The 9,143-nt window shown below is 73.2% G+C and carries 8 protein-coding genes; 7 read left to right on the top strand and 1 reads right to left on the bottom strand.

The annotated features are described in order from the left end of the window. From ACOJUF_RS14290 to ACOJUF_RS14315, 6 genes are all read left to right on the top strand, one after another. Nucleotides 1-2,271, top strand: a 2,271-nt coding sequence (locus ACOJUF_RS14290; protein ID WP_420122498.1) for a valine--tRNA ligase, incomplete at its 5' end; no start/stop codon positions are given. Nucleotides 2,272-2,465: 194 nt separating this feature from the next. Further along, the gene (locus tag ACOJUF_RS14295) at nt 2,466-3,827 is read left to right on the top strand and encodes a bifunctional folylpolyglutamate synthase/dihydrofolate synthase (RefSeq protein WP_420122505.1); all 1,362 of its coding nucleotides are present in this window, start codon (nt 2,466-2,468) and stop codon (nt 3,825-3,827) included. After that, the gene (locus ACOJUF_RS14300) at nt 3,824-4,255 is read left to right on the top strand and encodes a DUF4233 domain-containing protein (RefSeq protein ID WP_420122499.1); all 432 of its coding nucleotides are present in this window, start codon (nt 3,824-3,826) and stop codon (nt 4,253-4,255) included. The genes ACOJUF_RS14295 and ACOJUF_RS14300 overlap by 4 nt, the downstream gene beginning before the upstream one ends. Before the next feature lie 41 nt (nt 4,256-4,296). After that, nucleotides 4,297-4,707 (top strand): nucleoside-diphosphate kinase, encoded by a 411-nt coding sequence (gene ndk / locus ACOJUF_RS14305; protein ID WP_420122500.1) that lies wholly within the window; start codon nt 4,297-4,299, stop codon nt 4,705-4,707. A gap of 14 nt (nt 4,708-4,721) precedes the next feature. Continuing rightward, complete coding sequence (locus ACOJUF_RS14310) at nt 4,722-5,321, top strand: GNAT family N-acetyltransferase (protein WP_420122501.1); 600 nt, start codon at nt 4,722-4,724, stop codon at nt 5,319-5,321. A gap of 17 nt (nt 5,322-5,338) precedes the next feature. Then, nucleotides 5,339-6,013: a cyclase family protein gene (locus ACOJUF_RS14315; RefSeq protein ID WP_420122502.1), complete on the top strand. Its 675-nt coding sequence runs from the start codon at nt 5,339-5,341 to the stop codon at nt 6,011-6,013. A gap of 59 nt (nt 6,014-6,072) precedes the next feature. Here the strand turns inward: ACOJUF_RS14315 and ACOJUF_RS14320 are convergent, their stop codons facing one another. Beyond that, the gene (locus ACOJUF_RS14320; RefSeq protein WP_420122503.1) at nt 6,073-6,357 is read right to left on the bottom strand and encodes a hypothetical protein; all 285 of its coding nucleotides are present in this window, start codon (nt 6,355-6,357) and stop codon (nt 6,073-6,075) included. A gap of 500 nt (nt 6,358-6,857) precedes the next feature. On the opposite strand from ACOJUF_RS14320, the gene ACOJUF_RS14325 reads away from it, so the two are divergent. Then, nucleotides 6,858-9,143, top strand: a 2,286-nt coding sequence (locus ACOJUF_RS14325; protein WP_420122504.1) for an Rne/Rng family ribonuclease, incomplete at its 3' end; no start/stop codon positions are given.

Genomic DNA, 9,143 nt, shown 5'->3' on the forward strand with positions numbered 1-9,143 from the left:
GCGATCCTGGGCCAGATGAAGCGGCTCGGCGACTCCGTCGACTGGGACCGCGAGCGGTTCACGCTGGACGACGGCTTGTCCGACGCCGTGCAGACGATCTTCAAGCGCATGTATGACGACGGCCTGATCTACCGGGCCGAGCGGATCATCAACTGGTGCCCGGGCTGCCTTACCGCGCTGTCCGACATCGAGGTCGAGCACGCCGACGACGAGGGCGAGCTCGTCTCGATCCGGTACGGCGCGGACGGCGCCGACGGCCTGGTGGTGGCGACGACCCGGGTGGAGACGATGCTCGGCGACACGGCCATCGCCGTCCACCCGGACGACGAGCGGTACCGGCACCTGGTCGGGCGCACCGTGCTGCTGCCGATCGTGAACCGGGAGATCCCGGTGGTGGCCGACGACCACGTGGAGCCGCAGTTCGGCACCGGCGCGGTCAAGGTCACCCCGGCGCACGACCCGAACGACTTCGAGATCGGCCGCCGGCACGACCTGCCCATGCCGACGATCATGAACGAGAGCGCGGTCATCACCGGGACGGGCACCCGGTTCGACGGCATGGACCGGTTCGCCGCGCGGGTGGCCATCAAGGAGGAGCTGCGCGCGCAGGGCCGGATCGTGGCGGAGAAGGTGCCGTACGTGCACGCCGTCGGGCACTGCTCGCGGTCCGACGACGTGATCGAGCCGCGGCTGTCGACGCAGTGGTTCGTCCGGGTGGAGACGCTGGCCAAGGCGGCCGGCGACGCGGTGCGCGAGGGCCGGACGGTGATCCACCCGCCGGAGCTGGCCGCCCGGTACTTCGACTGGGTCGACAACATGCACGACTGGTGCATCTCGCGCCAGCTCTGGTGGGGTCACCGCATCCCGGTCTGGTACGGCCCGGACGGGCAGATGCGGGCCGTCGGCCCGGGCGAGGAACCGCCGGGCGAGGGCTGGACCCAGGACCAGGACGTCCTGGACACCTGGTTCTCCTCCGGCCTGTGGCCGTTCTCGACCATGGGCTGGCCGCAGCAGACCGACACGCTCCGGGCGTTCTACCCGACCTCGGTGCTGGTCACCGGCTACGACATCCTGTTCTTCTGGGTCGTCCGGATGATGATGTTCGGCCTCTACGGGACGACGACGGACGGCGGCGAGCCGCAGGTGCCGTTCGCCACGGTGGCCCTGCACGGGCTGGTCCGCGACCAGTACGGCAAGAAGATGTCCAAGTCGCGGGGGAATACGGTCGACCCGCTCAAGTGGATCGACACCTACGGCGCCGACGCCCTGCGGTTCACCCTGGCCCGTGGGTCCAACCCGGGCGCCGACCAGGCGATCGCCGAGGAGTGGGTCGCCGGTGCCGGCAAGTTCTGCTCGAAGCTGTTCAACGCCACCCGCTTCGCGCTGCTCAACGGGGCCGTCGTGCCGGACGTGCCGCTGATCGAGTCGCTGCTGAGCCCGGCCGACCGGTGGATCCTGGACCGGCTGGACGAGATGACCGCGGCCACGACCGATCTGCTGGGCGACTTCCAGTTCGCCAAGGCGGCCGAGGGCCTCTACCACTTCGCCTGGGACGAGGTCTGCGACTGGTACCTGGAACTGGCCAAGGTGCAGATCTACGGCGACCAGGGGGATGCCGCCGGTGCCGGCGCGGCGGACCGCCTGGTCACCACCCGGCAGGTGCTGGGCACGGTGCTGGACGGCCTGCTGCGGCTGCTGCACCCGTTCGTGCCGTTCGTCACCGAGACCCTGTGGACCTCGCTGACCGGCGAGGAATCGCTGGTGATCGCGGACTGGCCGGTGCCGTCCGGCCGGACCGCGGACCCGGCGGCCGCCGCCTGGGTGGCCGACATCCAGACCCTGACCACCGAGATCCGCCGGGTCCGGGCCGACCAGAAGGTGCCGCCGAGCCGGCCGCTGCCGGCCCGCTTCACCGGCGTCGGGTCCGAACTGGAGGCCGCGGCCCGGGCGCTGACCCGGCTCACCAAGGCCGGTCCGGACTTCCGGGCCACGGTCACGCTGCCGGTCCGGCTGTCCGGAGGCCCGGCCACGGTCGCTCTGGACACCAGCGGTGTGGTCGACGTCAAGGCCGAGATCGCCCGCGCCACCAAGGATCTGACCGCCGCGGAGAAGGAGGTCGGGGACTGCGGGCGCAAGCTGGGCAACGCCGACTTCCTGGCCAAGGCGCCCGACGCGGTGGTGGACAAGATCCGGGGCCGGCTGGACAAGGCCGAGCAGGACGTGGCCCGGTTGACCGAACGGCTGCGCCAGCTGCGCGAGGACGAGAAGTGAGCGGGGACCGCGACTCCGGCGCAGCGGCCGGCGATCCGCTGGGCTGGGACGCCGACGCGGTCGACCCGGACGACCTGTCCGGCGACTGGGCCGGCGACGGTGCCGACGGGGATCTGTCCGGCCGGTTCGCTGCCGAGATCGCCCAGGCCACGGCCGATCTGGACGACCAGGCGCCGGACGGCACCACCGCCCTGGTGCCCGACTCGCCGCCGCTGACCCTGGCCTACGTGGAGTCGCTGCTGGACACCCGGCGCAACGAGGTGCAGATCTCGCCGACGCTCGACCGGATCACCGCGCTGCTGGACGTGCTCGGCAACCCGCAGCGCAGCTACCCGGTGATCCTCATCGCCGGCACCAACGGCAAGTCCTCCACCGCGCGGATGATCGACGCGCTGCTGACCCGGTTCGGGCTGCGCACCGGGCGCTTCACCTCGCCGCACCTGCAGTCGGTGACCGAGCGCATCGCGCTCGACGGCGAGCCGATCAGTGCCGATCGGTACGTCCAGACGTACTCGGACATCGCCGCCTTCATCGACCTGGTCGACCAGGGGTCGACGCGGGCCGGCGGGGTGCCGCTGTCGAAGTTCGAGATCCTGACCGCGATGGCCTATGCGGTGTTCGCCGACGCCCCGGTCGACGTCGCCGTCGTCGAGGTCGGCCTGGGGGGTACCTGGGACTCGACCAACGTCGCCGACGCCGCCGTCGCGGTCCTGACGCCGGTCGGCATCGACCACACGGAGTTCCTCGGGTCCACGCTGAAGGAGATCGCGACCAACAAGGCCGGGATCGTCAAGCCCGACTCGGTGGCCATCGTCGGCCCGCAGGAGCCGGAGGCGATGACCGCGATCCTGCGCCGCACGGTCGAGGTCGACGCGGCGGTCGCCCGGTTCGGCAGCGAGTTCGCGGTGCTCGACCGGTCGTTCGCGGTCGGCGGCCAGCGGCTGACCCTGCAGGGGCTGGGCGGCGTCTACGAGGACGTCTTCCTGCCGCTCGCCGGCGAGCACCAGGCGGTCAACGCGGCCCTGGCCCTGGCCGCGGTCGAGGCGTTCTTCGGCGCCGGCGCGGCGCGGCAGCTCGACCTCGGCCCGGTCCAGGACGGCTTCGCCACGGCCGCGTCCCCGGGCCGGCTGGAACGGGTCCGGGCGTCGCCGACCATCCTGGTCGACGCGGCGCACAACCCGCATGGCGCGACCGCGCTCGCCGCCGCGCTGACCGCCGAGTTCTCCTTCGCCCGGCTGGTGGGGGTGCTCGCGGTGATGGCCGACAAGGACGTGCGCGGCATCCTGGAGGCGCTGGCCGGCTCGTTCGACGAGGTCGTGGTCACCCGCAACTCCTCGCCCCGGTCGATGGACCCGGCCGAGCTGGCCGCGCTGGCCGAGGACGTGTTCGGCGACGGTGTGGTGCACGTCGCCGACCGGATGGACGACGCGATCGCGCTGGCCGTCGAACTGGCCGAGACCGGTGTCGACGACGTCGCCGGGACCGGGGTGGTGATCACCGGCTCGGTCGTGTCGGCGGGGGACGGCCGGGCCCTGGCCGGGTTGGCGCCGGCATGAGCGAGGCCATGAGCGAGGCGGGGTCGACCGTGGATGAGCAGGAGTACGCCCGGCGCGAGGCGGCGATCGACAAGGGACTGCGCGGGGTGATGTCGGCCACCCTGGTGCTCGAGGCGATCGCGGTGCTGCTGGCCCTGCCGGTGGCGATCAACATCGACGGCGGGGTCGGCCCGGTGTGGGTCGTGCTGATCTGCCTGCTGGCGGTCGCCCTGATCGGCTGCTGCGTGATCATCAAGCGCCCGTACGCGCTCACCGTGATCCTGGGCCTGCAGGCGCTGATGATCGCCGGCTGGTTCGTCACCCCGACCCTGGGCGTGATGGGCCTGGTGTTCGCCGCCGTCTGGGCGCTGATCCTGTGGTTCCGCGGTGAACTCCGTCGCCGGCTGGCGGCCGGTACGCTGCCGGAGCCGCCGCCCAGCGGTCGGTGACTCGTTCCGATCCGTTCCTGCCCGACCAAGGAGTGACCCCTGTGTCCGAACGCACCCTCGTCCTGATCAAGCCCGACGGCGTCGAGCGGCATCTGATCGGCGAGATCCTCGCCCGGATCGAGCGCAAGGGCCTGTCGATCGTGGCGCTGGAACTGCGGACCGTCGAGCTCGCGGTCGCCGAGGAGCACTACGCCGAGCACAAGGGCAAGGGCTTCTACTCCAGCCTGCTCGACTTCATCACCGGCGGCCCGCTGGTCGCCGCCGTGGTCGAGGGCCCGCGCGCGGTGACCGCGTTCCGGCAGCTGGCCGGCGGCACGGACCCGGTGGAGAAGGCCGCGACCGGCAGCATCCGCGGTGATTTCGGGCTGGAGACCCAGTACAACCTGGTGCACGGGTCGGATTCGCCCGAGTCGGCGGCCCGGGAGATCGCGCTGTGGTTCCCCGGCCTGTGACGGCTGATCCCGGCATGACCGGCGGCCTGGCCGCCGGGGTGGAGGCGGCGATCCCGACCATCCGCCGGGTCGGTCCTGGTCTGCGCCCGGCGCCGGCCGGGTCGGGCGCGGCGCCCGCGACGCCGATGGCCGCGGACAGCGCCTTCGGCGTCGCGCTGGTCGGCCTGTGGCACGACGTGGCCCGGGCCGGCGGCGCCGTCGGGTTCCCGGCCGCCGTCGACCGGTCCGACGTGGCCCGCCGGGTCGCGCCGATCGTGGAGGAGCTGCGCACCGGCCGTGCGGTCGCCGTCGCGGCCGACCAGGGCCGGCGGCTGGTCGGGGTGGCGGTCCTGCGTCCCGGGGTCGGGGCGCGCGCACACACCGGGCGGCTGGAGGCACTGCTGGTGGAGCCGCCGCTCGCCGGCTGCGGCCTGGGCCGCGCACTGCTGACCACCCTGCTGGACGGGGCGCGCGAGCGCGGTCTGGACCGGGTGGCCGTGGAGTTCGCGCGGGACGAGCGGGTGCAGCGGTTCTTCGAGCGGGCCGGCTTCGAGGTCTGGGGTGCTCGCCCCGGTTGGCAGCGCCCGTCGCCCGGCGTCGAGGTCGAGGAACTCGTCATGGGCCGGTCCCTGTGACCGCCGGCGGTCGGCGGGTGGTCGACCTGTCGCAGGTGATCGTCGAAGGGATGATCACCTACCCGGGCATCCCCGGGCCGACCCTCGGCGCCCACCTGACCTTCGAGGAGTCCGCCGCGCACTATGCCGCGGGGACCGAGTTCGCCATCGGCACCATCTCGATGGCGGCGAACACCGGCACCTACCTGGACACACCCGCGCACCGGTACCGGGACGGGCAGGACCTGTCCCAGCTGAGCCTGGACAAGATGGTCGACCGGCCCGGGGTCGTCGTCCGGGCCCGGACGCTGGCCACCCCGGGCGGCCGCGCGGTCGACGAGGCGTTCCTGCGGGCCGCGCTCGATGACGTCGACCCGGCGGGCCGGGCGGTCCTGATCGAGACCGGGCACAGCGACCACTGGGGCACCCCGGCCTACTTCACCGACCATCCCTACCTGACCGACGACGCGGTCGAGTTCCTGGTCTCGGCCAGGCCGGCCCTGGTCGGCATCGACTCGCTGAACATCGACTCCACCCACACCGGCCGGCGACCCGCGCACAGCTGGCTGCTGGCCGCGCAGATCCCGGTGGTCGAGCACCTGACCCGGCTGGGCGAGCTGCCGGACACCGGATTCCGGTTCACCGCGGCACCGCCGGCGGTGCGGGGGATGGCGACCTTCCCGGTGCGGGCGTTCGCGATCGTCGACGGCTGACGGGCGCGGGGACTGACGGGACCGCGGCCGGCGCGGGCCGGCTCGGGTGGGTCAGCGGGTCAGCGATGCTGGCCGCGCCGCCCGGTGGCCAGGAACGCCCAGCCGACGGCGACGGTGCCCGCCAGCAGCAGGGCCAGGCCGACGACGACGGGCCAGACGATGTCCAGGCCGGTGCTGGCCAGCACCATGGCGGTCGGCGGGGGATCGCCGGCGGGGGTCTCGGACACCGGGGTCCAGACCGTGGCGGCGCCGGCGGCGCCGGCCGACAGGACACCGAGCCCCATCAGGGACACCAGCAGGGCGCCGACGGTGAGCCACCGGCGCAGTGCGGGCGTCCTGGGCATCGCTGCGGTTCCTGTTCGTTCGGGGGCCGGACCGGGTCGGCGCAGGCCGGATCGTGGGGTCACAGTCAAGACGTGTGAGGCCGCCGTATGGTTGCCCGGACGAGCCGCCCGATGTCGAACTGTGAGAGCGCGGTCCACTACCCAGTGTAGGAACATCCGGCGCGAAATGGTCGTGGCGCGCGGAGACGATCACGGACCGTCGTGCCCGAGTGCGCCGCCCGCCTTCGCCGGCTCGGTCGAACCCTGTGGGATAATCACTGCGGTACGTCGGCGACTCGAGGTCGGCGACGTACCTGGGCGGGGGATGTCGGCATCCGCCGCGCCGGGAGGCAGACCGTGTTTTTCACCGGCTGTCCGCCGACCGGATCGCGGCGGGCACCGACGTCGAACGCCCGACCACCAGACTTCCCGGAGGCCTCCCGGCCCCGGGTCATTGACCTGTAGGACTCCTGCGCGGACGCGTCTGCACGCGCCCGGGGGTCCGTGAGAGGAACGTCGCGATGACGCTGACCCTGGAAACCGCACTGGCCGATCTGCCCGCCAAGCCGCGCGTGCACGAGCTGTCCAAGCGCGTGGGCACCACCAGCAAGGAAATGATCGCCGTGCTCAACGAGCGCGGCCTGACCGTGAGCAGCGCCTCGGCCTCCGTGCCGAGGGCGGTCGCGGTGGCGGTGATCGAGCAGTACCTGGGCGAGCCGGCGCCGGGCGTCGCCGAACATGTCGCCGAGGAGGTCGCCGCGGCCCCGCCGGAAGCGCCGCCCGCGATCGGTGGCGAGCCGCCGGTCCCCGACGACCCGGGCGCCCGCAAGCCCGCGGTCGGTGATCCGCTGGCGTTGCTGTTCCTGCCTCCGGCCGAGGCCGTCGTCGCCGGCCCGCGGACCGATCGGGACGAGCAGATCGACGGCGAGCCCGAGGTCGAGCGGTCCGAGGAGGCGCCGCCCAAGCGGTCCCGCCGGCGCCGGGGTCGCCCGTCGGGCCGCCGGGGCGAGTCCGCCGACACCACCGTGCCCACCGACACCACCGACACCACCGACGTCACCGAGTCCGCCGGGACCGAACCCGGGCCGGACGGCGTCGACACCGGGGACGTCGCCGGGCCGGGCCTGCCCGCCGGGCCGGAGTCGGACGAGGCGGGCACGCCCGAGCCGGAGGGCGACGAGGACACCGACACCGACTCCGACGACGCGGGCGAGGGCGGCGGTCGCCGCCGTCGCCGGCGGGGGCGGCGCGGCCGCGGCCGGCTGGTCGAGGCCGACGAGTCCGCGGCCGACGACGCGGACGAGCAGGCCGGCGCCGGGGACGGCCAGGACGACAGGCCCGCCGGCGGGAAGGACGCGGCCGAGGGGTCCGACGACGACGAGGGCGACGACGCCGCGACCGATGCCGACGCGGACGCCGAGGGCGATGGTGACGACGAAGGGTCGTCCGGGGGCGGCACCCGCCGCCGGCGCCGCCGGCGGCGCCGCTCGACCGGCGACGACGCCAGCCCCCGCGAGGACGATCCCGACAACACCGTCGTGCACGTGCGGGAACCGCGCGGGTCGGCCGGCGCGGGCCGGGACGGCGGTCGGGACGGTGGTCGGGATGGCGGGGGCCGGGACGAGGTCCAGGGTGTCCGCGGGTCCACCCGGCTGGAGGCCAAGCGGCAGCGGCTGCGCGACTCGCGAGAGTCGTCCCGTCGCCGCCCGCAGATCCTCACCGAGGCGGAGTTCCTGGCCCGCCGGGAATCGGTCGAGCGGGTCATGGCCGTGCGCCAGCGCGGTGACCTGGCCCAGGTCGCGCTGCTCGAGGACGGCATCCTGGTCGAGCACTTCGTGTCGCAGACCGGGGCCGACTCGCTGATCGGCAGCGTCTTCCTGGGCAAGGTGCAGAACGTGCTGCCGTCGATGGAGGCGGCGTTCGTCGACATCGGGCGCGGTCGCAACGCCGTGATCTATGCCGGCGAGGTCAACTGGGAAGCCGCCGGGCTCGGCGGCAAGGCCCGGCGCATCGAATCCGCGCTGACCAGCGGCGACACCATCCTGGCCCAGGTGTCCAAGGACCCGGTCGGGCACAAGGGCGCCCGGCTGACCACGCAGATCTCGTTGCCCGGCCGGTTCCTGGTCTACGTGCCGGCCGGCGGCGCCACCGGCATCTCCCGCAAGCTGCCGGACACCGAACGCAAGCGGCTCAAGGCGATCCTCGACCGGATCGTGCCCGAGGACGCCGGCGTCATCATCCGGACGGCCGCCGAGGGCGTGTCCGAGGAGGAACTGGCCCGCGACGTCGAGCGGCTCAAGGCCCAGTGGGAGGAGATCTCCCGCCGGGCGCAGGCCAAGGGCAGCGCGCCGACCCTGCTCTACGCCGAGCCGGGCACCCTGCTCAAGGTCGTCCGCGACCTGTTCAACTCCGACATCAGCAAGCTGGTCGTCGACGGTGACGAGGCGTGGGAGCCGGTCTCGGAGTACGTGACCGCGGTCGCTCCGGAACTGGCCGACCGGCTGGTCCGGTGGGACCACGAGGGCTCGGACGTCTTCGCCAACTACCGCATCGACGAGCAGATCGCCAAGGCCCTGGAGCGCAAGGTGCACCTGCCGTCGGGCGGGTCCCTGGTGATCGACCGGACCGAGGCGATGACCGTCGTCGACGTCAACACCGGCAAGTACACCGGCTCCGGCGGCAACCTCGAGGAGACGGTCACCAAGAACAACCTGGAGGCGGCCGAGGAGATCGTCCGCCAGCTGCGGCTGCGGGACATCGGCGGGATCATCGTCGTCGACTTCATCGACATGGTGCTCGAGTCCAAC

The organism is Nakamurella sp., assembly GCF_048594475.1.
In the GTDB taxonomy this organism is placed as follows: domain Bacteria; phylum Actinomycetota; class Actinomycetes; order Mycobacteriales; family Nakamurellaceae; genus Nakamurella.